24 protein-coding genes and 1 pseudogene are annotated in these 24,208 nt (G+C 69.1%); 13 read left to right on the forward strand and 12 right to left on the reverse strand.

All coding sequences use genetic code 11. The features are described from left to right. Positions 1 to 57: 57 nt before the first annotated feature. The 5 genes and pseudogenes from ACWDZ6_RS24545 to ACWDZ6_RS24565 form a co-directional block, all read right to left on the reverse strand. Positions 58 to 234, reverse strand: a complete 177-nt coding sequence (locus ACWDZ6_RS24545; RefSeq protein WP_405889494.1) for an FxLD family lanthipeptide — start codon at positions 232 to 234, stop codon at positions 58 to 60. Positions 235 to 697: 463 nt separating this feature from the next. Further along, a pseudogene (locus ACWDZ6_RS24550) lies at positions 698 to 874 on the reverse strand (DUF5999 family protein); the annotation flags it as partial. An 8-nt stretch (positions 875 to 882) separates the two neighbouring features. Then, the gene (locus tag ACWDZ6_RS24555) at positions 883 to 1,416 is read right to left on the reverse strand and encodes a DUF6302 family protein (protein WP_451504525.1); all 534 of its coding nucleotides are present in this window, start codon (positions 1,414 to 1,416) and stop codon (positions 883 to 885) included. After that, on the reverse strand, positions 1,413 to 1,844 hold the full coding sequence (locus ACWDZ6_RS24560; protein ID WP_451504526.1) for a DUF6415 family natural product biosynthesis protein: 432 nt from the start codon (positions 1,842 to 1,844) through the stop codon (positions 1,413 to 1,415). The genes ACWDZ6_RS24555 and ACWDZ6_RS24560 overlap by 4 nt, the downstream gene beginning before the upstream one ends. Further along, complete coding sequence (locus ACWDZ6_RS24565; protein ID WP_451504527.1) at positions 1,841 to 2,341, reverse strand: ATP-binding protein; 501 nt, start codon at positions 2,339 to 2,341, stop codon at positions 1,841 to 1,843. Before ACWDZ6_RS24565 ends, ACWDZ6_RS24560 begins: the two co-directional genes overlap by 4 nt. A 315-nt stretch (positions 2,342 to 2,656) precedes the next feature. On the opposite strand from ACWDZ6_RS24565, the gene ACWDZ6_RS24570 reads away from it, so the two are divergent. Next, positions 2,657 to 2,878: a hypothetical protein gene (locus ACWDZ6_RS24570; RefSeq protein WP_451504528.1), complete on the forward strand. Its 222-nt coding sequence runs from the start codon at positions 2,657 to 2,659 to the stop codon at positions 2,876 to 2,878. Between the two features lie 23 nt (positions 2,879 to 2,901). Here the strand turns inward: ACWDZ6_RS24570 and ACWDZ6_RS24575 are convergent, their stop codons facing one another. Continuing rightward, the gene (locus tag ACWDZ6_RS24575) at positions 2,902 to 3,141 is read right to left on the reverse strand and encodes a hypothetical protein (protein WP_451504529.1); all 240 of its coding nucleotides are present in this window, start codon (positions 3,139 to 3,141) and stop codon (positions 2,902 to 2,904) included. An 800-nt stretch (positions 3,142 to 3,941) separates the two neighbouring features. On the opposite strand from ACWDZ6_RS24575, the gene ACWDZ6_RS24580 reads away from it, so the two are divergent. The 3 genes from ACWDZ6_RS24580 (at position 3,942) to ACWDZ6_RS24590 (ending at position 5,710) form a co-directional block, all read left to right on the forward strand. Next, positions 3,942 to 4,496 carry an N-acetyltransferase family protein gene (locus ACWDZ6_RS24580; RefSeq protein ID WP_451504530.1) on the forward strand — a complete coding sequence of 185 codons (555 nt, stop codon included), beginning with the start codon at positions 3,942 to 3,944 and terminating at the stop codon, positions 4,494 to 4,496. A 276-nt stretch (positions 4,497 to 4,772) separates the two neighbouring features. Beyond that, the gene (locus ACWDZ6_RS24585) at positions 4,773 to 5,261 is read left to right on the forward strand and encodes a hypothetical protein (protein WP_451504531.1); all 489 of its coding nucleotides are present in this window, start codon (positions 4,773 to 4,775) and stop codon (positions 5,259 to 5,261) included. 263 nt (positions 5,262 to 5,524) lie between these two features. Then, the gene (locus ACWDZ6_RS24590; protein WP_451504532.1) at positions 5,525 to 5,710 is read left to right on the forward strand and encodes a hypothetical protein; all 186 of its coding nucleotides are present in this window, start codon (positions 5,525 to 5,527) and stop codon (positions 5,708 to 5,710) included. Positions 5,711 to 5,743: 33 nt separating this feature from the next. Here ACWDZ6_RS24590 and ACWDZ6_RS24595 read toward each other — a convergent pair whose 3' ends face one another. From ACWDZ6_RS24595 to ACWDZ6_RS24615, 5 genes are all read right to left on the reverse strand, one after another. After that, positions 5,744 to 6,373, reverse strand: a complete 630-nt coding sequence (locus ACWDZ6_RS24595) for an MBL fold metallo-hydrolase (protein WP_451504533.1) — start codon at positions 6,371 to 6,373, stop codon at positions 5,744 to 5,746. After that, on the reverse strand, positions 6,373 to 7,458 hold the full coding sequence (locus tag ACWDZ6_RS24600) for an S-(hydroxymethyl)mycothiol dehydrogenase (protein WP_366734909.1): 1,086 nt from the start codon (positions 7,456 to 7,458) through the stop codon (positions 6,373 to 6,375). Before ACWDZ6_RS24600 ends, ACWDZ6_RS24595 begins: the two co-directional genes overlap by 1 nt. Positions 7,459 to 7,660: 202 nt before the next feature. Continuing rightward, the gene (locus ACWDZ6_RS24605) at positions 7,661 to 7,927 is read right to left on the reverse strand and encodes a WhiB family transcriptional regulator (RefSeq protein WP_389188210.1); all 267 of its coding nucleotides are present in this window, start codon (positions 7,925 to 7,927) and stop codon (positions 7,661 to 7,663) included. A 457-nt stretch (positions 7,928 to 8,384) separates the two neighbouring features. Next, on the reverse strand, positions 8,385 to 8,936 hold the full coding sequence (locus tag ACWDZ6_RS24610) for a nuclear transport factor 2 family protein (RefSeq protein ID WP_451504534.1): 552 nt from the start codon (positions 8,934 to 8,936) through the stop codon (positions 8,385 to 8,387). Then, complete coding sequence (locus tag ACWDZ6_RS24615) at positions 8,933 to 9,769, reverse strand: class I SAM-dependent methyltransferase (RefSeq protein WP_451504535.1); 837 nt, start codon at positions 9,767 to 9,769, stop codon at positions 8,933 to 8,935. Before ACWDZ6_RS24615 ends, ACWDZ6_RS24610 begins: the two co-directional genes overlap by 4 nt. A gap of 414 nt (positions 9,770 to 10,183) precedes the next feature. Between ACWDZ6_RS24615 and ACWDZ6_RS24620 the strand changes: the two genes are divergently transcribed. From ACWDZ6_RS24620 to pgm, 4 genes are all read left to right on the forward strand, one after another. After that, on the forward strand, positions 10,184 to 11,677 hold the full coding sequence (locus ACWDZ6_RS24620) for an APC family permease (protein WP_451504536.1): 1,494 nt from the start codon (positions 10,184 to 10,186) through the stop codon (positions 11,675 to 11,677). Positions 11,678 to 11,712: 35 nt separating this feature from the next. Beyond that, positions 11,713 to 12,687: a hypothetical protein gene (locus ACWDZ6_RS24625; RefSeq protein ID WP_451504537.1), complete on the forward strand. Its 975-nt coding sequence runs from the start codon at positions 11,713 to 11,715 to the stop codon at positions 12,685 to 12,687. A 6-nt stretch (positions 12,688 to 12,693) separates the two neighbouring features. Then, positions 12,694 to 14,391, forward strand: coding sequence for a phenylacetic acid degradation protein PaaN (gene paaN, locus ACWDZ6_RS24630; protein WP_366734904.1), 1,698 nt, complete (start codon positions 12,694 to 12,696; stop codon positions 14,389 to 14,391). 292 nt (positions 14,392 to 14,683) lie between these two features. Next, positions 14,684 to 16,327: a phosphoglucomutase (alpha-D-glucose-1,6-bisphosphate-dependent) gene (pgm, locus tag ACWDZ6_RS24635; RefSeq protein ID WP_451504538.1), complete on the forward strand. Its 1,644-nt coding sequence runs from the start codon at positions 14,684 to 14,686 to the stop codon at positions 16,325 to 16,327. A 90-nt stretch (positions 16,328 to 16,417) separates the two neighbouring features. Here the strand turns inward: pgm and ACWDZ6_RS24640 are convergent, their stop codons facing one another. Continuing rightward, on the reverse strand, positions 16,418 to 18,739 hold the full coding sequence (locus ACWDZ6_RS24640) for a collagenase (protein WP_451504539.1): 2,322 nt from the start codon (positions 18,737 to 18,739) through the stop codon (positions 16,418 to 16,420). Between the two features lie 170 nt (positions 18,740 to 18,909). On the opposite strand from ACWDZ6_RS24640, the gene ACWDZ6_RS24645 reads away from it, so the two are divergent. The 5 genes from ACWDZ6_RS24645 to ACWDZ6_RS24665 all read left to right on the forward strand — a co-directional run bounded on the left by ACWDZ6_RS24645 (position 18,910) and on the right by ACWDZ6_RS24665 (position 24,199). Next, complete coding sequence (locus tag ACWDZ6_RS24645) at positions 18,910 to 20,274, forward strand: aminopeptidase P family protein (RefSeq protein ID WP_451504540.1); 1,365 nt, start codon at positions 18,910 to 18,912, stop codon at positions 20,272 to 20,274. 77 nt (positions 20,275 to 20,351) lie between these two features. Further along, entirely contained in the window at positions 20,352 to 21,500 is a 1,149-nt protein-coding gene (locus tag ACWDZ6_RS24650; protein ID WP_451504541.1) for an NAD(P)/FAD-dependent oxidoreductase, read from the forward strand. Positions 21,501 to 21,532: 32 nt separating this feature from the next. Next, positions 21,533 to 21,832: a (2Fe-2S)-binding protein gene (locus ACWDZ6_RS24655; RefSeq protein ID WP_451504542.1), complete on the forward strand. Its 300-nt coding sequence runs from the start codon at positions 21,533 to 21,535 to the stop codon at positions 21,830 to 21,832. Further along, positions 21,825 to 23,216 (forward strand): FAD-dependent oxidoreductase, encoded by a 1,392-nt coding sequence (locus ACWDZ6_RS24660; RefSeq protein WP_451504543.1) that lies wholly within the window; start codon positions 21,825 to 21,827, stop codon positions 23,214 to 23,216. Before ACWDZ6_RS24655 ends, ACWDZ6_RS24660 begins: the two co-directional genes overlap by 8 nt. Positions 23,217 to 23,290: 74 nt before the next feature. Then, positions 23,291 to 24,199: a dihydrodipicolinate synthase family protein gene (locus ACWDZ6_RS24665; protein ID WP_451504544.1), complete on the forward strand. Its 909-nt coding sequence runs from the start codon at positions 23,291 to 23,293 to the stop codon at positions 24,197 to 24,199. Positions 24,200 to 24,208 lie beyond the last annotated feature (9 nt).

Here is a 24,208-nt window from a genome sequence, read left to right on the forward strand (position 1 = left end):
GCGCGTGCCGCGGTTGTCGTCCACACCCACCCGGCCTGGGGTGACGTACGCCTCAGGTCAGGCCACGTTGGTGGTGCAGGCGCCGCAGGTCTCGCCGCAGCCGTCGTCCGTCAGGCTGATCAGACCGGCGGAGTCGGAGACCTCGACCAGAGTGACGTCCAGGTCGAAGCCGTCCGACGTCGTGCCCGAGCCCTGGGGCTTCACCTGCGTGGTGTGCGTGATCTGGGGACTCATGCGAACTCCCGTGTTTCGGAATCGAATTGCGGATGGTGATGCTGCCGGGTACCTACGTGCGGAGCGTATGAAGACCACTACGCCGCAGAGGTGATTCCCGGCCACCGGCCCGAGGTGCCATGCCCCTCACGTGGGAACGTGCAGAGCCGCCTGTCCCCGGGTCGGGGTTCTTGCGCGCCCCGGTGAATCAGGCTCGTATACACCGATTCACCGAGGCGGCCGTCTAGAGGCGGGCAGCCGCGATCTCCCGTTCGAGGTCGATGGCAGTGACGCCGCGCAACTCGCGCACGAGCTGCGGGCAAGGAACCAGGGGCGGGCCCTGGTCCAGATAGCACAGCCCTCCACCTCCGGGGCGAAAGCCGAGCATGGCGGCGGAGTCTGGCTCTTCGCCGCGGCGGTCGGTGATGTGCGGGACGACTGCAGACCAAGGCATGGAAGGGTCATGTCGCAGCCCCCGCACGTTCGAGAGCGGGCGGTGCGGCTCGATGATCCGGCCGTCCGCCAGTAACTCGCCAGTGTCTTCGAAGATCAGCACGCCGTTGGACAGCGTCCAGCCCTGGGCGGGTTGATTAGCTGCTGCACGAGCGGCCTCACAGTCGGTGGCATCTGCTGGCGGACAGAGGGCCTGGTGCTGGCACATCCGATTCCTCATCGACGGCCCCTCTCCACCAGTTCGTCTCGGGGGTCCAGCGCGAACCGGTGGAGAGGGAGATTGGCGCAGCAGCAGGTGGCTGCCGGACCGTGGCGAGGAGGCGTCAAGCGGCTGGCGGGCTCGGCTACGAAACCGTCGGAGTATCCGTAGAAGCGAACCCGTTCAGGGCTGCAGAGCGGCCAGTCCGAGGCACGGTCACCCCACTCAACGACCCAGTGATGCGAGCCCGAGGACGAAGCCGAACGGACACGCAAATCGGAGAACCCGGGACGGCCCTGGAGTGCGTCGCGGATCGCCAGAGCGACGGTCACCGGTCCGGCGCCTATGCGGCCGCCGCGTCGGCAGCCGCCGACAGGCACTGCCAGGAGCGGAGCACGGAAGACGCGGACAGCGACGCTGCTATGCAGAAGGCAGTGGTCGTGAAGACGGGAGGCCACGAACTCGTAGTCGTACGCTTCGGCAGCGGGCACCAGTGTGATGGTCAGCTGCGGGAGTTCGCGCTTTCTGCGATGAGCGACGCGGGCGTTCACGGCATGTCCTCCAGTAACTGGTCGAGCAGGTCTTCAACGGCTATGGCCAGCCGCCGGAGGTAAGCGCGGGCGGATAAGAAGTCCTCGGGGGACCGCTCGACCAAGAGGGCGCGAGTGCGCTCGATCGCGTCAGGGGCCACTCCCCCGTTGGACCGCACTGCCATCCCGACGATCCGGCGAAACGCGCTGTGCAGACGAGGAGTCAGCTCCTTGATGTCTCTTGCCGTAAGGTCGGCCTGCTCGCCGAGCACGGATTCCAGATCGTCGAAGACGGCCTCCAGCACGGGGAGTTCTGCTGAGTCCTGGAGGGCGTACTCCCTGAGCCTGGCCAGCACCCGGGTGTGGGTTCCGACGTCGTCCGAGAACGCTCTGACAGGCGAGGGGCTCGGATCGGCGGCCACTGAAGCCTCGATCACGGGGGCGGTCATCGGCCCCTCCTCCTCGCCGCGGTGGGCGTCGTAAGGGTGCACCAAGTCCTCGCCTCGTCCTCGCTTACGCCCCAGGAGGCCGCGATGGCGGCGACGAGGAGCATGCCGCGGCCGCTCTCTTCGTCAGGTCCCGCCTCTCGGATCTCCGGCCGACCGGGCGAGCCGTCGTCCACTTCCAGCACGACCACATCTGTGCCGACGATGAAGCGGAACACGATGTGTTGCCCAGTACCGTGCATCAGGGCGTTGGTAACGAGTTCGCTGATCAGCAGCTGTGCGTTGTCGACCAGGACCGAAAGGCCCCACTGGTTGAGCTTCGCGGCGCCGATCCGGCGGAGGCGTCCTACCCAGACGCCGGCGGACGCCGCCACGTCTGCACCCTCTGGTGGGTATGTGCGTTCGATGGTCAAAGACAGGACGTCGAGAACGGTGGGCAGAGAGTCCGTCGCACTACCCGCGTACAGCTCCGCAAGGCGTTGGGTGGAGCGCGTCGTCATTGCGGATCGCCTCCCCCGGCACCGGGTTCTGGTGGTTCGGTTGGAATCACCCAGCCGAGCACCTGTCCGCGCGGCTTGCTCGGCGTTGTCATCAGGTGAGGCGGCATCGGTGCGTCGCCCGCTGGTCAGAGTGGGTCGTCGTCATTTCAATCCCTTCCGGTCGCACGACTTGCGCCAAGAGAGGGCCACGTGGGGCCTGTGAGTAGCCAACCGCCCATGCCCCACGCAGCCCAGGAAATTCCAGCCCCAACCAGCACTCCAACAACCGGAAACTTTTACCTACTTCGCTGTCACCAGCAGAGCTACCGTGGTCGCATGACGGGGAACGTGTTACTCGCGGCCCGTATGGCAGCTGCCGGACTGCAGCAGCAAGAACTGGCTGACGCCCTCAACCGACGGATCGAAGAGTTCACCGGCCGTCTCGGCACCGTCTCCGACCGGCAAGTCCGTAACTGGCTGACCGGAAAAACCCGTTCACGCGAGCAAGACAACGTCGCGCGCTCGAAGAAGAATTCGGCTGCCCAGCCGAAGAGTTAGGGTTCGCGCCCACCGCATCCGGCTCAACGGACCACGCCCAGCCAGCACCACCGGAGGATCCCGTGCGGCGACGCACCTTCGCCAGCACCGCGGCGGCCCTCGCTGCCGCAGCTGTCCTGCCCCCCGCTCCAGCTACGGCCGCTCCACGGGTCGGCATGGCTGATGCAGATCGCCTCGAGACGGCATTCGCCCAGCTCGTCGCCGCCGACAACCAGTACGGCGGCACCATCAGCCTGGAAACCCGTGCCCTTGCCTTCGCCCACCACGCGATGGAGCTTCAGTCAGTGGGCCAGGCCACGCAGCGCGTCCGAGCCCGCCTCTACTACCTAGCCGCAGCCTTCACGGGCACCGCCCTATGGTCCACCGTCGATGCTCACCAACCCGAGCGAGCGCAGCGCCATCTCGACAGGGCCATGACGCTAGCTGGCCTTTCCGGGCACCCGGAGGTAACTCTCCGCCTATGGGGTCACGCCGCAGTCCTGGCTACTCAGCAGCAACACCACCAGCACGCTCTTGCCGCAGCTCTTGCAGGACGCGCCTCAACTGCGTGCCGCCGAGATCCCCTGTATCGCTCCCTCGCCAGTGCGCGTCTCGCGGGCATCCAGGCAGGAATCGGAGAACAGCTCGCTGCACTCAGAACCCTCGAACACGCCACCGATGCCTTCGACCGAGCCGACCATTCCGCCCCAAGACCAGCGTGGATGGGCTTCTACGATCGCTCAGAGCTTGACGGTCTAGGAGCCCTTGTCATGGCTCGCATCGGCGAGCACGACAAATCCGAGGCGTACTTGCACCGCACCCTGTCTCGGCTGCGTCCCGAGTACACCCGCAACCGCATTTACTACAGCGCCCACCTCGCCCTCGCGTAGCTCCGGCAGGACGACGTGGAACAGGCATGTCTGACGGCCGCCTCTGTACTGCCTGCCAGCAGCGGTGATTCACTGACGGGACGCACTGGTCGGCTGTTGGACACCTTTACGCGCGAGTTGTCCACGACCGCGCCACGTGCGCGCTTCACCATCGAGTGGACAGATCAGTACGCCAGCAGACAGGGAGGCCACCCGTGACCGTCGAGATCAGGCACTACACAGCCGAGCAACTGCCCGAAATTCGGCAGACGCTCCTCGACATTCACGTGGAGGTACGTCATCACGATTTCGGACTGATCGGACCGTTCTACGAAGTCGATCGATTCAACGAGCGCCTGAGCAGTTACGCCTCCCGCCCCGGCTGGGCCGGCGTAGTCGGATACGAAGACGGTGAAGCCGTCGGATTCTGCTTCGGGGTCCCTCTGGCTCCCGACACGCGTTGGTGGCAGGCCGTGACCACCGAGCTGCCCCAGGGCTACACAGACGAAAACGGTAAGCGCACCGTGGCACTCAACGAGATCGTTGTACGCAGGCCGTGGCGGGGACGAGGCGTGGCCTGGCAGATTCACGAGGCGTGGTTGTCTCGGCGCCCAGAAGAACGCGTGACTCTGCTCGTCAACCCCACAGCCGGTCAAGGCGCTGTCCAAGCGGTGTACGAGGCTTGGGGTTATCGAAAGGTCGGCGATCAGCAGCCGTTCCCTGACTCGCCTGTCTTCGCCTCCATGACGCGCCCCGTGCACCAGTCCTGACGCGCCCACGGCTTCACTCGCCCTTTGGATCCTGATCTGGCGCGTCGCGGTGGAATGTGGTCCAGGTGAAGGCCGCGCCCAAGGCCTCGGCGGCAGCGCGTCCACCTTCCCGCTCTTGGGAGAGGTCGCACTGCGGGACGTCGACGCGTCGGCACTGCGTACATGCAAAGCCGAGCTGCTGTCCCGGGTGGAGGAGTCGACGGCCGAGGTGATCTGGATTCATCTCACGACGATCTTCAACGCTGCTGTAGACGACAAGCGCCTACTCAAGAACCCGTGCAAGTCCACCGCACGGTCAAGCCTCCGAAGCGGACACAGAAGAAGGCGAAGGCGTGGCAGCGCGGGACCGTGGATTCGGCCCGGACTGTACTGCAGGAGCGCTACCGATTCGCCGTGAACCTCGGTCTTGGACTCGGCCTGCGCCAAGGGGAAGCGTTCGGCCTCGACGAGGACGACTTCGACCTTGAAGCCGAGGTCGTCCGCGTGCGGCGGCAACTACGGTGGGACTCGAAGGGGCGGCCGTACTTCTGCTTGCCCAAGGGAGGCAAGACTAGGGATGTACCTCTCTCCCCCACCCTCGCGCTCCGCGCCCGTGAGCATTTCCGGCGCTTCCCGTCGGTGGAGTGCACGCTTCCCTGGCGCAACCCCGACACACCGACGACCGCACTCGAAGCTCGGCAGCGAAAGCCGATCGCGGTCCGGCTCGTCCTGAGCAGCTCGCAGGGCAACCGGATCAATTACCGGACATGGAATGAGCGGAGTTGAAAGCCGGCGCTGGTAGCTGCCGGCGTCATCTAGGCGGTGGGCGAGAAGGTCCAGCAGGACGGCGGCCGCACCCGCAGGAACCCCATCTTTGAGCTGTCGCGTGAGGACATGTTCCACGTCCTCCGACACACGTATGCGAGCGTTCAGCTGGAGGTCGGCGAGTGCATCGTGAGCCTCTCGGAGTGGCTTGGCCACTCCTCACCGAAGATCACTCGACCACTACGCTCACTTCATGCCCGGGGCAGGCAAGCGGGCTCACGGCCATGGACGCCTGGCTTACGCAAGATCAACAGCAGAAGGTCCCTGAGAAGTCCCCAGCGACCCCCTGGATCACGTCGCTGACGGTAAACCCACAGGTCAAAGGCCTGATCAAGTCAGCCGAACACGTGAAGGTGAAGTACAAGGAGACCTCGCGCGGCGGCCTCGCGGTCAACGTCATCGAGTGCTGACCGGAGGCCGCCGCGAGATGGCCCCTCGGCGGGTCAGTGACCGCGGTCGATCCACTCCTGCAGATGCGGTGCTTCCGCGGCGATGGTGGTCGTGTCCCCGTGGCCGGTGTACACGACGGTGTCCTCCGGCAGTGCCAGCAGCCGGTCCCGGATCGACGCGATGATGGTGCCGAAGTGGCTGTACGACCGCCCCGTCGCCCCCGGCCCGCCCGCGAAGAGCGTGTCCCCGCTGAAAAGGGCGTTCAGAGACGGCGCGTACAGACAGACCGCTCCGGGGGCGTGGCCGGGGGTGTGCAGCACCGTCAGATCGACACCCGCCACCGTGACGGTCCGGCCGTCGGCCAGTCCACCGTCGGGCAGCCGGTCGGGATGGGTCTGCTTCCACAGCGGCAGGTCGTCCTGGTGCAGCAGGATCGGAGCGCCGGTCCGCTCGGCGAGCACGGGGGCGGCGTCGATGTGGTCGTTGTGGGCGTGCGTGCAGACGATCGCGCGAAGCGCGCGCCCCCCGAGCGCGGCCACGATGGCATCCGCGTCGTGCGCGGCGTCGATGACGACGGCTTCCTCTTCGTCGCCGACGATCCACACATTGTTGTCGACGTCCCAGGTGCCACCGTCCAGGGAGAACGTGCCCGAGGTGACCAGTCGGTCGATGCCCGCGGACATCACAGCACCACCACCGAGCGCAGCACGTCCCCATGACGCATCCGCTCGAAGGCCTTCTCGACATCGTCCAGCGCGATGGTCTCGGTCACGAACGCCCCCAGATCCAGGCGCCCCTGCAGATGGAGGTCGATCAGCATCGGGAAGTCGCGGCTGGGCAGGCAGTCCCCGTACCAGGACGACTTGAGCGCACCGCCGCGGCCGAAGACGTCCAGCAGCGGCAGCTCCAGCTTCATCTCCGGTGTCGGCACCCCCACCAGGACGACAGTCCCGGCCAGGTCGCGGGCGTGGAAGGCCTGTTTGTACGTCTCCGGGCGGCCGACGGCCTCGATGACGACGTCCGCGCCGAAGCCGCCGGTCAGTTCGCGCACCGCCTCCACCGGGTCGGTCTCCTTGGAGTTGACGGTGTCCGTGGCGCCGATCTTCTTCGCGGTGGCCAGCTTCCGCTCGTCGATGTCCACCGCGATGATCTTCGCCGCGCCCGCCAGCCGGGCCCCGGCGATCGCCGCGTTGCCCACGCCGCCGCAGCCGATGACCGCGACGGAATCGCCGAGCCCGACGCCGCCGGTGTTGATCGCGGCGCCGATGCCCGCCATCACGCCGCAGCCCAGGAGCCCGGCGACCGCGGCCGACACCCGCTCGTCGACCTTTGTGCACTGCCCGGCGGCCACCAGCGTCTTCTCGGCGAAGGCGCCGATGCCCAGGGCCGGGGACAGTTCGGTGCCGTCGGCGAGGGTCATCTTCTGCTTGGCGTTAAGGGTGTTGAAGCAGTACCAGGGCCGCCCCCGCAGACAGGCGCGGCACTGGCCGCAGACCGCACGCCAGTTCAGGATGACGAAGTCGCCGGGTTCGACGTCGGTGACGCCCTCGCCGACCGCTTCGACCCGGCCCGCCGCCTCATGGCCGAGCAGGAAGGGGAAGTCGTCGTTGATGCCGCCCTCGCGGTAGTGCAGATCGGTGTGGCAGACCCCGCAGGCCTCGACGTTGACCAGCGCCTCACCCGGGCCGGGGTCAGGGACGATGATCGTTTCCAGGCTGACGGGGGCGCCCTTCCCCCGCGCGACAACAGCACGGACCTGGTGAGTCATGGCCACTCCTCGGCTGATACGAATCCTGGGGCACGCGTTGCTTATTACGGCACGCACCTCATGTGCCGCAACAACAGCATCATGGAGGCCCGACCTGCGGTCAAGGATCCCGCACATCGGGCACGGCCGGGTTCAGCCGTCCCACCCCAGGGAGCAGGTCACCCCTTCGGTGCGGGCCCTCCCGGCATCTCCGCCACCACGGCTACCCGGCGCTCCGCGCCTGGGACCGCCGCCGAGCCGTCCGGCGCTTGAGTGCCCGCCGCTCGTCCTCGCCGAGTCCACCCCACACACCGGAGTCCTGGCCGCACTCCAGGGCCCACTCCAGGCATCGCTCCTGAACCGGGCACCGCCGGCAGACGGACTTGGCCTCGGCGACCTGAAGCAGGGCCGGTCCGGTGTTGCCGACCGGGAAGAACAGGTCAGGGTCTTCGTCGAGACATGCCGCCTCATGACGCCAGTTCTCTTCCACGGAGAGCCTCCTCCATTCGCAGATGATTGTCGGTTCCCCTACGGGTCGCCGACGATCGCCCGCTGAAACTACCGATGCGCATGCGAATGCGGAATCTGCCCGAAATCCGATCCGTACGCACCGACGCGAGCATCCGCGACCTCGTTCCCCTTGCAGTGCGACGACGCCGGCACGGGCAACAGGTCTCCCGGGCCTGCGGGGATGATGCCATGACGAACACCCGCCCAACGGGATATATGCCGACCAATCCCCCCAAAGCCGGTGGGAGTCAGGTGGAACATCAGCGGGCCGGCCCCGCGGGCCGCGCAGCCGACGGGCCAGCCTCCTCGCGTTCACATTCGCGCAAGTGCCACCCGGTTCCCGGGACGACGGGGCCGATGGTGGGATTCGTGTCGTCCGTTCGGTCCTGTCCGGGATCGCCGACCCGGCGGGAATGACGACCGTGGCCCGACCGGTGTCACCTCGGCAGGGGACGCCGGCCGGTGCCCGTCAGTTCGTTGAGCGGTCCGTCGGCCAGCGTGGCGCGCTGGTCGATCACCACCGGCAGCCGCGCCATGGTGGAGGGCTCAATGAGCCCCGCCTGCCCCAGGACCGATGCCTGGTCCCAGTAGATGTGCTCGCTCGCGATCAGGACGCCGTCGAACGACACGACCGCGATGACCGCAATGCTTATCGCCCTTCCCGTCGCGGCCACGCCGGGAAGGATCCAGGGGACTTCGATGTCATGGGTGAACGAGACCAGCATCTCGTCGACGATTCGGTCGTCGCCGACGGTCCGCGTCAGGGTCTCCAGCGTGAAGTCCCGTGGATTGCGGCCGACGAACCAGCGACGATAGAAGTCACGTACGGGCTCCCTGCCCCGGGCACCCATGGCAGTGGGCACATGGAGCACCGCTGGTGTGTCCGTCATGGTCTCCATCGTCGCGTCGACGTCGAGCGTGGTGAACTCGCTGCTGGTGTGGAGCTCCCACACGCCCTCGAGCCGCGAGCGGACAGGTGCGTTCGTCATGGAAAGGCCTCCTCGGGCTTCCATCCCCAAGCGGTGATCAGCCCGGGTGAGAGTGCGGCGCATTCCGGCGAGTCCAGAGAACGGATGGCCGCGTCGATCGTCTCTTCGTCGACCTGCCCGGTGTCCACGATGGACGCCCTCGCCCGGTCCCAAGTCTCCGCCCAGAAGCGGCTGATGGGGCTGCCGGGCAGCAGCGGAGGAACATGGATCTCCGCCGCGACGGAGGTGAGACCGGCGTCGCACAGCAGTTGTGGATACCGCGGCACCCAGGAGACATCGGTGCCGATGGTGTTTCGCAGCCCGTGCCACATCGCTCGCATGACCTCGGTGTACGGAGAACTGGGGGCCCCTGCCGTCGTCAGGTCGACGGCGTCGCCGAGAACCAGCACACCGCCCGGGGCCACCAGCTCGGAGAGCTTGGTGATCATGCGCCGGTAGGAGGGGAGATGCATGAGAACGAACCGCGCGTGGACCAGGCGGAAGCGGCCCGGGTCGAAGTCCGGCGCGCTGATGTCGGCCTCCAGTACCCGGAGCCCGGCAGTGGGGGACGCCGCGAGGAAGCGCACGTCGCGGTCGACCGCGAGCACGGAAGCGACCCCGGCCCGGCTGAGCAGCTGCCTCGCGACTGTGCCGGTACCCGCGCCCACGTCCAGGCAGTGCCAGCCCGGGCCCACTCCCAGCGCTCTCAGCCGGGCCATGGTGGTGGCGTCATAGGTGAGCCCGCCGAGGTCAATGCGCTCGGCCTCACCGCTCCGCTCGGGCCTGAATACCGCTTCTCCATAGCCCCTTCGGAACGGAGACCGAGCAGCATCTTCACGGCGGGGTGCAGGCATATACGCGTCACCAGCTTGCCTCGGGGCGTCGCGCGAGCAGGGTGCTGCCGGGTGGGGCGACATGGGGCGGCCGCCGGCCCGCACTCCTTCATTATGACCGCTGAGACCAGTCGCTTCCTGTCGCGCCCGGCCCGGTACCCGTCGGCCCGGGAACGCCGAGGGACGCCCGCGTACGGACGCATCTCATGAATGTGAATATTCCCCCGCTCGAACTATTGCAAATCCACATTCACTTCGGCAGGATCTGCCGAGGCCACGCCGGTCAGCCGCATATTTGGCTGCCCGTGGACCCATGCGTCGCTGAAACGACACACCCTGACCTCTGCGTCAGCCCCTGGCGGGCCTGCTGTCCCCTGGGAGAGCACCGCCCGGCTGCGCCGTTGTGGTTTCTCTTGAAAGGCACGTCCGTTGAGCATGAGATCCGGCACCGGAGGCGGTCTGCGGGCGGATGCCCTCAGCACGTACGACATGGTGGTCATGGCCGTCGCGGGATGTGGTCCTGCGTACACGGTCGCCGGAACGATTCCCGCGCTGATCGCCGCCGTCGGGGTGGCGAGCCCCGCCGCTCTGCTCTACTGCGCGATACCGGTGATCGGCATCGCCCTGGCCTACCGGCAACTCGGCCGTGTGGACCCCAACGCCGGGGCCGCGTACAGCTGGGTCGCCCGGTCACTGCACCCGTTCCTCGGGTTCCTCTGCGGCTGGTCGCTCGTGGTCGCCTGCGTCGTCTTCATGGCGTCCAGCACTGTGCCCGCCGGCAACGCGACGCTGTCACTCGTCGCGCCGAGCCTGGTCGGTGACCCGGTCCTGGCCGCGGTCGTCGGCTCGGGCTGGTTCCTCCTGATGGCAGGAGTGGTTGCGTACGGAGCCCGGATCGGGGCACGCGCGCTGGCCGTCATCACCGCCGTACAGCTGCTCCTGCTGATCGGCTTCGCGGTGACTGCGCTGCTGTCCGACGGGAGCGGGACCGAGTTCTCCCCGTCCTGGTTCGGCTTCAGCCACTTCGACGGACAGGAATCCTTCGTGACGGGCGCGCTGATCGCGACCTTCGCGTACTGGGGATGGGACGTGACCAGCAACCTGGGTGAGGAGACCCGGCGCGGCTCGCGTGGTTCGGGGTTCGGCGGGGTCATCGGTGTGGTCCTGGCGTTCCTGCTGTTCGCGCTGATAGCCGTCGCGGTCAATGTCCTCATGACGCCGACCGCCGTTTCGAACACCCCGGACGGCATTCTGATCGAACTCGGTCAGCAGGTCTGGCCGGGTGTGGGCGGCACGCTTCTGGTGCTCGCGCTGCTGCTGTCGACCGTCGCCATGCTGGAGACCGCCCTCATCCAGGCCAGCCGCACCCTCTTCGCGATGGGCCGGGACAGGACCCTCCTCCCCATCCTCGGCCGTATCCACGCCAAGCGGCATACGCCGTGGGTGGCCACCGCGACCATCGCGGTGGCCGCGAGCACGCTCGCCATCGTCGAGGCCGCCCGACTCGAGCCCGGCGAGTCGCTGCTCTCGGACGCTGTGAGCGGAGTCGGTCTGCACGTCACCTTCTACTACAGCCTCGCCGGACTGAGCGCCGTCGTCGTCCACCGCAAACTGCTGCGCACCTCCGCGTCCAACTTCTTGCTCATGGGACTCTGGCCGCTGGCCGGTGCGCTGTTCATGCTGTGGATCATGATCGAATCCGTGGCCTCCCTGAGTACGTCGGCGCTGGTCATCGGGTTCGGCACGCTCGCCCTGGGACTCGCCCCGATGTTCGCCGCGTGGCTCCGGCAGCGGCCGTACTTCGAGCCCGGGCGTCTCGACGCCGAAAAGGCACGCGCCATGGACGATTCCTTCGGTGGCGCGGACTCCGACGAGACACAGGCCGTCAGCCTGGCCCGGAGCCAGGACGAGCTCCTCACCGACTTCTGACTCCAGTTCCGCCTTCTGATCAAAGGACGCCTGCCATGGCCCCGGCCTGGAACCGAAGACGCTCCGCAGCACCTCACTACGACCAGACCTTCGGCGACAAAGCGCTGTCCGCCGCGTGCGAGGACATGGTCATGGGCCGCTGGGAAGGCGCACACGACCTGCTGGCCACCGGCCCCCACAGGGACTGGGACCGCCGCAGTCACCGCATCCGGCTGCTCGCCCACACCGCCGCCGACAAGCGGATCGTGGAAGCCTGGCAGACCGCCCAGCCGAACAGCGCGGACGCCGTCGTACTGCGGGCGGACACCGAGGTGATGCGGCTCTTCGCGGCCGCCCGTATGGGAACCCCGCCGAGCGCCGGGAGCCTGGACCGCACGGCCCACATCTGTCTCAACGCCTCCGAGGCCTTCCCCGAGGACCCCCATCCCTGGGTGTCGCTGATCACGCTGGGCAGGCTGTACGGCAGCGGGACCCACTCGATGAACCGCTGGTGGCCCGAACTGCTTGCCCGCGACCGGTACCACCGCGAGGGGCACCATCAGGCTCTGCGCTACATGTCGGCGCGCTGGCACGGCTCGCACGGCCAGGCCTACGCCTTCGCCCGTGACTGCGCGGTCTACGCACCGGCCGGCTCTTCGTTGCTGGTCATGCCGCAGATCGCCCGCGCGGAGGAGTTCCGTCACCGCACCGAGGCCGAAGGGGCCAGGCCGCACACGATGGTCGGCTTCTGGGCCGGGGAGCGCTGGGACCTCCTGGAGACCATGGAACGCTGGATAGCGGTCCGGTCCCCGGTCGGGGCGGCGCAGGACGTCGCCGACCTCAACCATCTCGCTCACGGTCTCGCGCACGCCGGACTTCTCGTCGAGGCCGCTGGGGTCTTCGACCTGCTCAAGGGACGCGCCACCCGGGCGCCGTGGTCGTACACGGGCGACGCGGAAGCGGAGTACATGCGCTGGCGCGACCGGTCGTCCCGTGCGGCGGCGGAGCATACGGATCCCCGGAAAGGCTGACCTCTGATGCGTGCCGGCTCCTTCAACGAGTCCAGCCTGCTGGACCAGGCGGTGCAGGCTGCGTTGAGCGGTGCGAGTTTCGCTCCGTTCACCGAGGGGCCGGTCGGTGCCGTCGACCGTCGCCGAGGGGCGGCGCACAGTGCGGGAGCGGTGTTCCGGTCGATGCTCGGGAAGGACTTCAGCCTGGGGCAGCCCGGTGCCCGTGAACGGGTGGGGACCGAGTCGTCTCCGTACGGCCTCAGCCTGGGCGTACGTTATCTCCGTTCCGAGCCCAGTGAGTTGGTGGAGGCGGCGGTGCGGGCGATGGCGGGCTGGCGTGCGGCGGGACCGCGACGCCGGGCCGGGCTCGCGGTGGAGATGCTCTGCCGGCTCCACGACCGCAGCCATGAAATCGCGCACGCGCTGCACCACACCACTGGGCAGGCGTACACCACGGCCCACCGGTCGGGCGGTGCGCAGGCGCAGGACCGGGGACTCGAGGCCGTGGCCCATGCGCTGACCGAGTCGGTGCGCAGACCGGCCGCCCTGTCCTGGGAGCATCACGGCAAGTTGGGCGGCCCGGTGCGGATGGACGGCACGTGCACTGTCGTCCCGCGCGGCGTCTCGTTGCTCATCGGCTGCCCGGACTTCCCCACCTGGAACGGCTATCCGGGCCTCTTCGCAAGCCTGGTGACCGGGAATCCCGTGATCGTCAAACCCCACCCGCGGGCGGTCCTGCCGCTCGCGCTGACCGTACAGGTCGCCAGGGACGTACTGACCAAGGCGGGGCACGATCCCAACGTGGTGACACTGGTGGCGGAAAAGCCCGGTGAGAAACTGGCGTCCCGGCTCGCCACCGACCCCGCGGTCCGGCTCATCGACTTCACCGGCTCGGCCCGGTTCGGCGACTGGCTGCGGCGCAACGCCCGTCAAGCCGGCGTATACGCCACACCGATCGGGGCCAACACGGTGCTGGTGGACTCCACCGCCGACTACCGCAGAATGCTGCGCGAACTCGCGCTGTCCCTGTCACTGTGCAGCGGCCAGAGCTGCACCGCGCCGCAGAACATCCTGGTGCCTTCCAGCGGGATCACCACCGACGAAGGACACAAGCCGATAGGACGGTTCAGCGTTGATCTGGGCCGCGCCGTGAAGCGGCTCCTGGCGGATCCGCGGCGCGCGGCAGGGATTCTCGGGGCGATCGGCAGTGACCGCATCCGCAGCTCTCTCGCGCATGCGGCCGGATGCGGGGTCGTGGTGCACGAATCCCTGCCGGTCGCACACCCCGACCACCCGGCGGCGGACATCCGTACCCCGCTGATCGTCCGGCTGGAGGCCCACGACGAGCAGGTGTACTCCCGTGAATGGGCCGGGCCCGTCTCCTTCGTGATCGCCACCCGATCGACCTCCCAGAGTCTGGACATCTTCCGCCGCACCGCGCGCGGACACGGCGGCCAGTACGCCTCGGTCCACTCGACGGACCCGCTGGTCCTGGGGGCCGCCGAGGCGGCATCCCTCGACGCCGGAGTACATCTGTCGGAGAACCTCGCCGGGAATGTCTTCATGGACCAGTCGGCGGTGTACGCCGACTTCTGCGAGGCCGGCGCGCCGGCGGGTGCTCACACCGCCCTCGCGGACCCTTCCTTCATCACCGGCCGGTTCCGTGTCGTGCAGGCCCGCCGTCCCGCGGCCCCGGTACTGGGCATGAGCTCCGTCGGCGCGTAAGAGAGCGCAGGAGGTCGGTGGCTCGAAGGAGCCGAGTTTCCGGGCCTGTGCACCCGAATACGCGAATCGGACGCGGTCGGCGTCTTTGACCCGGTCGGCAGCCCAAGCCTGACGGTGTGGGTGAATGGCGGACGGGGCGATCAGCCGTCAGCGGTGCCGCCCCGTCCTGTGAAGCCCGCGCGCGGCGGATTCCCCGCCTGAATGTCCGTCCGAGGCGCAGTCGCACGAAACGCCACTGAGGCGCGATCATTGCCTGGGGCCGAGACACCGGTCGCGAAGGAGGAGTGGACTGATGCCGAACGAACGCGCGGGACAGCTGGCGCGGCCCGAGGATCTCATCGATGTCGCCCGGCTGGTGACCGCCTACTACACCTTGCACCCCGATCCCGCAGAACCCTCCCAGCGCGTCGCCTTCGGTACGTCGGGACACCGCGGGTCGTCCCTTGCTGCCGCGTTCAACGAGGATCACATCGCCGCGACGAGCCAGGCAATCGTCGAGTACCGGGCCAGTCAGGGCACCGACGGGCCACTGTTCCTCGGCGCGGACACCCATGCGCTGTCGGAACCGGCCCGGGTGACCGCGGTCGAGGTCTTCGCGGCCAACGGAGTGACCGTACTCATCGATACCGCGGACGGTTACACCCCCACACCGGCGGTGTCCCACGCGATCCTTGCGCACAACCGCGGGCGTGGCTCCGGGCCGGCCGCCGACGGGGTCGTGGTCACTCCCTCGCACAACCCGCCGTCGGACGGGGGGTTCAAATACAACCCGCCGCACGGAGGGCCGGCCGGCTCCGAGGCAACCGGCTGGATTCAGGAGCGCGCCAACCAGATCATCGAGGGGGATCTGAAGGATGTGCGCAGGCTGCCCTACGTCCGCGCGCTGGCCGCCTCGACCACCGGGCGGTACGACTTTCTCGGCTCCTACGTGCGGGACCTGCCGTCGGTACTCGATCTGGACGCCGTGCGCGCCGCCGGCGTGCGAATCGGTGCCGACCCCCTGGGCGGCGCGTCGGTCGCGTACTGGGGCCGCATCGCCGAGGAGCACCGTCTCGACCTGACTGTGGTCAATCCGCACACTGATCCGACGTGGCGGTTCATGACCCTGGACTGGGACGGCAGGATCCGGATGGACTGCTCCTCCCCGTACGCGATGGCGTCACTGATCGAGCGCCGCGACCGCTTCCAGATCACCACCGGCAACGACGCGGACGCCGACCGGCACGGCATCGTCACGCCGGACGCCGGGCTCATGAATCCCAATCATTACCTCGCCACCGCGATCGACTATCTCTTCAGCCACCGCGAGCAGTGGCCGGCCGGTGCCGGCATCGGCAAGACGCTGGTGTCGTCCGGCATGATCGACCGGGTGGCCTCCGACCTCGGCCGCGAACTGGTCGAAGTGCCCGTCGGTTTCAAGTGGTTCGTGGACGGACTCCTCGACGGCACCCTCGGCTTCGGCGGTGAGGAGTCCGCCGGCGCCTCCTTCCTGCGCCGCGACGGCTCGGTGTGGACCACCGACAAGGACGGCATCCTCCTGGCACTGCTCGCGTCCGAGATTCTGGCGGTGACGGGGCAGACACCGAGCGAGCACTACGCGGCGCTCACCGCCCGGTTCGGCGAGCCGGCCTACGCCCGCGTCGATGCTCCTGCGACCCGGGAGGAGAAGGCGGTGCTGAGCCGCCTCTCCGCCGACCAGGTGACAGCCGACTCCCTCGCCGGGGAACCGATCACCTCGGTGCTCACGCACGCACCGGGAAACGGGGCTGCCATCGGAGGCGTCAAGGTGACCACGGCCAACGCCTGGTTCGCCGCACGCCCTTCGGGCACCGAAGACGTCTACAAGGTGTACGCCGAGTCCTTCCTCGGACCCGAACACCTGGCCCTGGTGCAGGAGGAGGCACGTTCGGTCGTGTCCGCGGCCCTGGACGCCTGACACCGCTGCTCGCCCCCGCCGGGCGCACAGCGGACCTCTCCCTGGGTCGTACGGCGGTTGTGCCGCCGTACGACCCAGGGGCTCATTCCGTCAGCTGCGCAGCGGTCCGTCGCAGGAGTAGTCGGCGCTGCCGGCGCGGCCGTCCGTCCAGAGGTCGACCTTGCCGAAGTGGCAGTTCATGTCGGCCAGGTTGGTGGACGCCGGGCGAGTCCGGTCCAGGATGAAGTAGTCGACCGTCTCGGACATGTCCTTGAAGACCCGGTCGGGGCTCGAGGAGTCGGTGAGGTTCGCGGTGATCCGTCCGGTGCAGACGAAGCGGTGCATCGCCGGATCCGGTGCGGTCACGCAGGCGGGGCTGAGCTGGGTGGCGCCGACGAACGAAGCGCGGACGGCTTCGGCCGACGAGTCCCTCAGCCGGTCGTTCGGACTGAACGTGGTGTTCGGCACGAAGAGCTCGTCGACCTCGGCGATCCGTGCGTCCAGGAAGCCGTCGTACGCGCGCTGCAGAGCCGCGTCCCCGCCCAGCCGGTTCCGCCAGGCGTCGAAGCCGGCAGGGTCGTCGGCACGCAGGTACCCGTACATCTCGCGGATCAGCGACGGCCGCTCGGTCCACAGGAACTCGAAAAAAGTACCCGCGTAGTCGTAGAAGCGGAAGCCGTCGCCGTCGTAGGTGGCGTGCAGCAACTGCTGTACGGTCATGCGCGGTCCGCCGCCCGCCGTGTCCTCGATGACGCCCCACACCAGTGACTTGCGCACGGCGATGCCGTCGTCACGGGTGGCGCCGTCGAAGAACTCGGCCGTGCCTTCGTCCATCGCGGTCGTGCGGTCGTCCTGGTACCACGGACCCTCACCGAAGTAACCGGGCACCGCCCAGCGGCCGTTGAGGTAGTGCGTGTACTCGTGACGGAAGAGTTCCTCGAGCGTGAGCGAGGAGTCCTGCGGAACACGCCGCTGGTAGGTGTAGAAGGTCGCGCCGCGCTCGATGTAGACGCCGCCGTTGTTGGTACCCATCCCGGTGAGCAGCGGATGGTACGTCTCGTAGTCGGCGCGCGAGGCGTAGAGCACGATGTTCAGCGAGGTGTTGGTGTCACCGGCCAGCGGCGCGGCGGTGCCGAGCACACGGTGGAACTGCGCCTTGACCTGCTTGCTCGCGTAGTAGAGCTGGTCGACGGTGGCCCGGTTCAGCCCGGTGCGGACCTTCATGGCGCCGTTGTCGTAGCTGTAGGTGTACGGGAAGATGCGGCGCTCGATGTCGTCCTTGCACACCCCGTACGGCTTGCACGCTTCGTAGAAGTTGAGCCAGCCGGCCACCTTGGCCCACGGCTGGCTGCCCTCGCCGAAGTTGCGCGTGGTGAGTGGCACCAGCGCACCCAGGCCGGAGACGGTCTCGGTCCTCAGTGCCTCGACCTGGCCGAAGCGCCCGTACTCCCCAAGCGCGTCCCGCACCACCCACTCGTTCGCCGTGCCCTTGAGATGGGTGTGACCGGCGAACTTCTTGAAGGCGTTGCGGTAGGTCGAGTTCCGGGCGACCAGCGTGCGGAAGGAGGTGTCGTTGTTCCCGGGGTAGATGCCCAGGTAGTTGACGGAGAGCCCGGCGAGCGCGGCGCCGCCCCAGGCGGGGTCCTTGTAGGTGGTGCTGTGGTACTGGTCCATGGTGGCCAGCACCTTCTGGATCAGGCCGAGCTGGGAGTGGCGCAGCCCGGGGCCGCTGCCCGCGTAGAGACCTTCGCGCAGGGTTTCGGCGTTGGTGCGTGTCACGGTGAAGGAGCGAGCCGCTGTCCCGAAGGCGTTGATGGCACGGCGCATGGCCTCGGTGGTGGGCGCGTCGGTGACGTCGATCTCGCCCCGTGAGAAGTCGTGGTAGACCACGGCGTGGAGGTAGGTGAGCATCTCCAGCAGATGACTGCCGTTCTTCCCGTCGTGGGCCGGGGAGAGCGTGGAGATGCGCCGGGAGACGGCCTGGACGTGGGCATCGGACATGACGGGGGCGAGGCGGGCGTCCCAGGTCCAGATGAGGTCACGCAGACAGCCGTCGGCGGTGACGGCCGGATCGGCGAGGAAGTCCGCGAACTGCTCCGGGCTCAGACGGGTGATGCCGTCCAGTGTGCACGGCGCCGCGAGAGCGCCGGCTGCCGTCCTGGCCCTGCCTGCCGCACTGGCGCCGGGGACACGGCCCTGCGGCAGCCCGCCGGGCGCGGGCGCGGTACGGGTCGTGAACCTGGGTGCCCTGGCGAGGCGTTCCACCTCGTCCTGCGGGCTGTGGCGCTCGACGGCCCCGGCGGGAGCGGCTGCCCGCTTCGGCTGCGCGGGCGCCGCCGATGCCTGGCCGAGCGGTGCGAGGGGAGCCAGCAGCGCTGCGGCCGTTATCACCGCGGCCAGCAGGGGTCTGGGTGCATTTCTGTATCGAGACACCGATGTCTCCTGAGGGGGGTTTGGGGATGAAGTGCCGTGTCACAGGCGGCAGTTGAGGAAAGAGACCCGTATGCCGCCATGTGATGCGTAACGTAGTAATGTGAAATTGCACTGACAACCCCTGTGCACACACCAGTTCGCCGGAACCTTGTCCCAGGGAGACGAATCCGATGACCGAACAGGCACTCCGCACCGGAAGCCACGACCTGACGCCTTCCGCAGAGTTCCAGACCTTCATGACCCACGACTGGGCCGCCGGCCCGCTGTCCGGCGAACTCCTTCTGCCCGCCGCCCGGTTCACCCCCTCCCGCCGTGCCCGGCTGTCCGCCCGCTTTCCGGGCGAGCGGCTGCTGATTCCCGCGGGTGGGCTCAAGGTCCGTTCCAACGACTGCGACTACCGGTTCCGCCCGCACAGCGCGTATGCCTGGCTGACCGGTCTGACCGGCGAGGACCAGTCGGGGCATGTACTGGTGCTGGAGCCGTCGGGGCCGAGCGGCCACGAAGCCGTGCTGTACGTCCGGCCCCGCTCCCCGCGCGACGACGGCGAGGAGTTCTACCGGGACCGCCGCTACGGCGAGTTCTGGGTCGGCCGACGGCCCGACCTCGGCGAGGCGCAGCGGATGACCGGTATCCGCTGCGAGCACCTGGACGCGTACCGAAAGCCGCCCCCCGGCCGCGACGCGTCACACGACGCCGAACTCGCCTCCGTGCTGAGCGAATTGAGGCTGATCAAGGACGCCTGGGAGGTGGGCCAGCTCCAGCAGGCCGTCGACCACACCGCGTCCGGTTTCGAAGATGTTGTCAGGGCGCTGCCGCGAGCGCTCTCCCATCCGCGCGGCGAGCGCTGGATCGAGGGGGTCTTCGGACTGCGCGCCCGCGCCGAGGGAAACGGCACGGGTTACGACACCATCGCGGCATCCGGCGCGCACGCCTGCGTACTTCACTGGATTCGCAACGACGGCGCGCTGGACCCGCGGAAGCTGCTGCTGCTCGATGCGGGCGTGGAGACCGACTCCCTCTACACCGCCGACATCACCCGCACCCTTCCGCTGTCCGGGCGCTTCTCGTTCCTCCAGCTGCAGGTCTACGAGCTGGTGCTGGCCGCCCAGGAAGCGGGCATGGCCGCGCTCAGGCCCGGAGCGAGCTTCCGGGACTTCCACCGGGCGGGCATGCGGGTGATCGCCGAAGGACTGGCCGAGTGGGGCGTCCTGAAGAGCCCGGAGGGCGATCTGCACCGGCGCTACACCCTCTGCAGCAGCGGCCACATGCTGGGACTCGACGTCCACGACTGCGCGCAGGCCCGCGCCGGCACATATCTGGACGGTGTACTGGAAGAGGGCCACGTACTCACCGTGGAGCCGGGCCTGTACTTCCAGCCGGACGACGAGACGCTACCGGCCGAACTGCGCGGCATCGGAGTACGGATCGAGGACAACCTCGTGATCACCAAGGAGGGTGCACGGCTGATGTCCGGCGCACTGCCGCGGACGCCCGACGGGATCGAGTCCTGGATGGGCGCGCTCCTCAACGGCTGACTTCCCTCCATGGCGGGCGTCCGGCCGGTCCTCTGCGGGACCTTGGCAGAGAAAATGCCATGTGACATATTACTCCTGTGCCCACAGGAAAATCCCCGGACGTCGTCGTCATCGGGGCCGGGGTGATCGGCGCGGCCTGCGCCTACTACGCCGCCCGGTCCGGCCTCGCCGTCACCGTGATCGACCGCGGCCCCGTCGCGGGTGGCACGACCGGTGCGGGTGAAGGCAATCTGCTCGTCTCCGACAAGGAGCCCGGCCCCGAACTGGAACTGGCGCTGCTGTCCGCCGCGCTGTGGCGTGAGCTCGCCGAAGTACTCCCCCAGGAGGTCGAGTTCGAGGCCAAGGGCGGACTCGTCGTGGCCGCCGACGAGAACCGGCTGACCACGCTGGGAGAGTTCGCCGCGGCGCAGTCGGCGGCCGGGGTCGAAGCCGTGGATGTACCTGGCGCCGCGCTGCACGAACTGGAGCCGCACCTCGCGCCGGGACTGGCGGGAGCGGTCCACTATCCGCAGGACGCACAGGTCCAGCCCGCGCTCGCGGCGGCACATCTGCTGCACGCCTCCGGCGCCCGTGTGCGCCTCGGTGAGGAGGTCACCGGGATCCTCACAGGATCCTCGGGCGGGATTCGGGGCGTGCGGACCGCCTCCGGCGAACTGCACGCCCCCTATGTCGTCAACGCGGCGGGCACCTGGGGCAGTTCGGTGGCCGGCATGGCGGGCGTTCCGCTCCCTGTCCTGCCCCGGCGGGGCTTCGTCCTCGTCACGGAGCCCGTCCCGCGCCTGGTGCGGCACAAGGTGTACGCGGCGGACTATGTGGCTGATGTGGCCAGCGGTTCGGCCGGGCTCCAGACCTCGGCCGTGGTCGAGGGCACCCCGGCGGGCCCGATCCTGATCGGAGCGAGCCGCGAACGGGTCGGCTTCGACCGTTCGCTCCCGGTGGACGCCCTGCACCGCCTGGCCGCACAGGCGACCAGCCTCTTCCCGGTGCTCGCGGGCGTACGCGCGATGCGCACCTACGCGGGCTTCCGCCCGTACCTGCCCGACCACCTCCCGGCCATCGGCCCCGACCCCAGGGTTCCGGGCCTCCTCCACGCCTGCGGCCACGAAGGCGCGGGCATCGGCCTGGCCCCGGCCACGGGCCTGCTCGTCACGGCCGTCCTGACGGGCGGCGAACTCCCCATGGATACACACCCCTTCGCCCCGGACCGCTTCGGAGACCCGCGGTGACCGCACACGCTTCGCGGCAGGAAAGGACCAGCATGCGCACCCCCGCGGAACTCGTCCACGCAACGGCCCGGGTGTCGTTCGACATCACCATGGACGGGCACCCCGTGACCGCCCTGGCCGGTCAGTCCGTCGCCGCCGCCCTGTGGGGCGCCGGCATCCTCGCCTGGCGAACCACCCGGACCGGGAACCGTCCGCGCGGCGCGTTCTGCGGGATCGGCCAGTGCTTCGACTGCCTGGCCACCATCAACGGGCGGCCCAACCGGCGGGCCTGTCTCGTGCCGGCCAGGCCCGGGGACGCCGTCATCACACAGGAGGGGCACGGCCATGGCTGATCGGTACGACCTCGCGGTGATCGGAGCAGGGGCCGCCGGTCTCGCAGGCGCTGTGACCGCGGCCGAACTGGGGCTGCGTGTCGCCCTGCTGGACTCGCAGGCCCGGACGGGCGGGCAGTTCTACCGGCACCCCGACCCCACGCTCGGCGCCGTACGCCCCGACAGGCTGCACCACGACTGGGCAACATTCACCCGGCTGCGGCGTCGGCTCGCACACTGCGGCGCCCACCATCTCGCCGCGCACCATGTCTGGACAGTGGCCCAGGGGCAGGATCTGTGGGACGTGCATGCCGTGACCGGGGACGACGGGGACGGAGAGCGGCCCGTGCGGGTACGCGCCCGGGCCGTGCTGCTCGCCACCGGGGCGTACGAGCGACAACTCCCCTTCCCCGGATGGACCTTGCCCGGCGTCGTCGGCGCCGGCGGAGCACAGGCCATGCTCAAGGAGGGGCTGGTGCTGCCCGGCAGACGGATCGTCGTGGCCGGAAGCGGCCCCCTGCTGCTCGCCGTGGCCTCGTCGCTGGCCGCCGCGGGGGCGCGTGTACCGGAGGTGGTGGAGGCGTCCCGTTACCTCGGATACGCGCGCCGGCCACGCGCCCTCGGCACCAACCCGGGCAAGCTCAAGGAGGCCCTGTTCCACGGCGCGGCCCTGCTGCGCCACGGGGTCCGGGTGCGCACCGGCAGCGCGGTCACCGAAGTGCACGGTACCGACCGGGTGGAAGCCGTCACCGTCTCCCGGCTCGACCGGGACTGGCGGCCACTGCCCGGCACGGGCCGCCGGATCACCTGCGACGCCCTCGCCGTGGGGCACGGGCTCGTGCCCCGGATCGAACTCGCCACCGGCCTGGGCTGCGCCGCCCTGCGGACACCGGACGCCACCTTCGCCCTCGCCCTGGACAGGAACCTGGAGACCTCGGTGCCCGGCATCTGGGCCGCGGGGGAGACCGGCGGCATCGGTGGCGCTCAACTGGCGTTGACGGAGGGGGAACTGGCGGCTCGGGCGATCGCGGCACGGCTGTGCGGAGCACCGGCCGTCACCGCGACGCTGCGCCGCCGCCGGGCCCGGATGCGCGCCTTCGCCGACGCGATGGGCGTCGCCCATGCTCCCGGTCCGGGTTGGCCCGGCTGGCTCACCGACGACACCGAGGTCTGCCGCTGCGAGGAGGTCACCGCGGGCCGGATCCGTACGGCCGTGGACGAGCTCGGCGCCCGGGACACACGCAGCGTCAAACTCATGACGCGCGCGGGCATGGGCTGGTGCCAGGGCCGTATGTGCGGCCAGGCCGTGGCCTGCCTCGCCGGCGGAACCGAATCCCCCGAACGCCGACCGCTCGCCACTCCGGTCCCCCTCGGTGTACTGAGCGGACTCGACCCCACCGACTGAACCAACTCCGCGAACCCTTGCACGCCCCGCAGGACTCTTAATAAAATGTCACACCTCATCGAAGGGGATCCTTCATGACCTCCCACTCCTGGAGCAGCGCCCACCCGTGGCGCGGCATCATGGTCGCCACCGCCCTCCCGCTGCGCGACGACCTCTCCGTCGACTTCGACGCGTACGCCGAGCATGTCGCATGGCTCATCGCGAGCGGCTGCGACGGCGTCGTACCCAACGGCTCCCTCGGCGAGTACCAGACGCTCACCGACGACGAGCGCGCCCGCGTCGTCCGCGTCGCCGTGGATGCCGCCGGTGACGGAGCCCGGGTCATGCCCGGTGTCGCGGCCTACGGCAGCACCGGGGCCCGCCGCTGGGCCGACCAGGCCGCCGAGGCCGGGGCAGGCTCGGTCCTGCTGCTGCCGCCCAACGCATACCGCGCCGACGACCGTGCTGTACGCGCCCACTACGCGGAGGTCGCCCGGGCCGGACTGCCGGTCGTCGCGTACAACAACCCCTACGACACAAGGGTCGACCTCACCCCCGAGCTGCTCGCCCGGCTGCACGGCGACGGCAGCATCGTCGCCGTGAAGGAGTTCAGCGGCGATGTCCGCCGCGCCTACCAGATCGCCGAACTCACCCCAGACCTCGACCTGTTGGCCGGCGCCGACGACGTCCTGCTGGAACTCGCCGTAGCCGGAGCCGTCGGCTGGATCGCCGGCTACCCGAACGCCTTCCCGGCCACCTGCACAGAGCTCTACCACGCCGCCGCCGCAGGCGACCTCGACATCGCGCTCCCCCTCTACAAGTCCCTGCACTCACTGCTGCGCTGGGACTCCAAGGCCGAGTTCGTCCAGTCCATCAAGCTGTCCATGGACATCGCCGGCCGTCGCGGCGGGCCGGTCCGACCGCCACGTTTCCCGCTCACCGGCGCCGTCGAGGCCGCGGTGCGCGCCGCCACCGAGAAGGCCGTCGCTGACGGCCACCACTGACCACTTGGG

Source organism: Streptomyces sp. NPDC002926, assembly GCF_053591755.1.